The organism is Erwinia psidii, from assembly GCF_003846135.1.
GTDB classification, from domain to species: domain Bacteria; phylum Pseudomonadota; class Gammaproteobacteria; order Enterobacterales; family Enterobacteriaceae; genus Erwinia; species Erwinia psidii.
Genome location: NZ_RHHM01000039.1, coordinates 1 through 1327 on the forward strand (window position 1 = coordinate 1; position 1327 = coordinate 1327).

Annotated in this window: 1 protein-coding gene; it reads right to left on the reverse strand. The window is 61.0% G+C overall.

Going from position 1 to position 1327, the window contains the following annotated elements; translation table 11 throughout:
- On the reverse strand, positions 1 to 1327 hold a 1327-nt coding region (locus tag EB241_RS20740; protein WP_124234943.1), incomplete at both ends, for a type VI secretion system Vgr family protein.

Sequence of the window (1327 nt, forward strand, 5' to 3'; positions counted from 1 at the left end):
CATCATTTTTCACGTTGGTGTCCATGTTCTTCTGCGCCTGGATCCACAGCTGCTCCTCCCCCGCCTTGTCCTCAAAGCGCAACGCGTTCGCCGTCTCCGACGTCCCATCCTTCGTCCGGCTCAGAAAACCCATCTGCGTCGCCGCCGCCGGCAACGCCCATGGCGGCATACTCGCCTCGTTGTACACCCGCCCCGTCACTATCGGTCGGTCCGGGTCGCCGTTGATAAAATCTATCACCACTTCATCCCCCACCCGCGGTATCTGCACCCCGCCATAACCCTGCCCCGCCCACGCGCTCGACACCCGCACCCAGCACGAACTGGTGTCATCTCCCTTCGCCAGACGGTCCCAGTGGAATTTCACCTTGATGCGGCCATATTTGTCCGTCCAGATTGACTCGCCCTTCGGACCCACCACCTTCGCCGTCTGCGGACCATGCGTGCGCGGCCAGCCTGTCACCGGCGCCGCACGGTACGTCACCGACGACGGGATTACCGCAAAACGGATGCTGTGCGTCGTGCTTCCCTCGCTGCCGCTCGCGTAGCTGTTCTCTTCCAGTTCGTAACACGCCTCTGTCGTCAGGTACTCTCCGTTATCGCTGAAAAACGGCGCATTCAGCAGCGTGAACGTGTTACCCGGCGCTATGCCTATCGCCGTTCCCACGCCGCTTATCTGATGGTGCTCCACCTGCCACACCTCCTGGCGGATTTTCGCGTAAAACTCACCGTGGTCGTGCTCCACAAAGTGACCCGGCCAGTCGTACACGTCTATCTCACCCGGTGACGGCGACGCCGGGTTCTGCCGCGCCTGCAACATCCACGCGTTCGGCTTGCGGAAGTCATAGTCATCCGTGCTGTAAATCCCCGGCGTCACCTGCTCTTCCAGCGCCCACTGGCTGATGCCCTCTTCGCTGGTGCTGCCACCCGACGGCGTAACGTGATACGGGATACTTTCATACCCCGCGAACGGCTGGTGCTGCTGTGCGCTGTCCATCAGCACCAGCGTGTGTTTATCCGACTCGTGCCGGAAGAAGTAGTAAATACCCTCCAGCTCCATCAGCCGGCTGATAAAGTCAAAGCTGCTCTCCTGATACTGCACACAGTATTCCCACACCCGGTAGCTGCCCGTCAGACGGTCTTCCACGTTCACCCCGTACTCCCCCAGCAGCGTTTTCACGGTCTGTACCACCGTCTGGCTCTGGAAGATTCGCAGGTTGCGGTCGCGTTTCATCGGCCACACGTCCGGCTCCATCACCAGGCTGTATACCGCGTAGCGCGTGCCGTTCAGCTCCTGGCTGTGCACCCCCACCCGGGTGATTTTACCGTT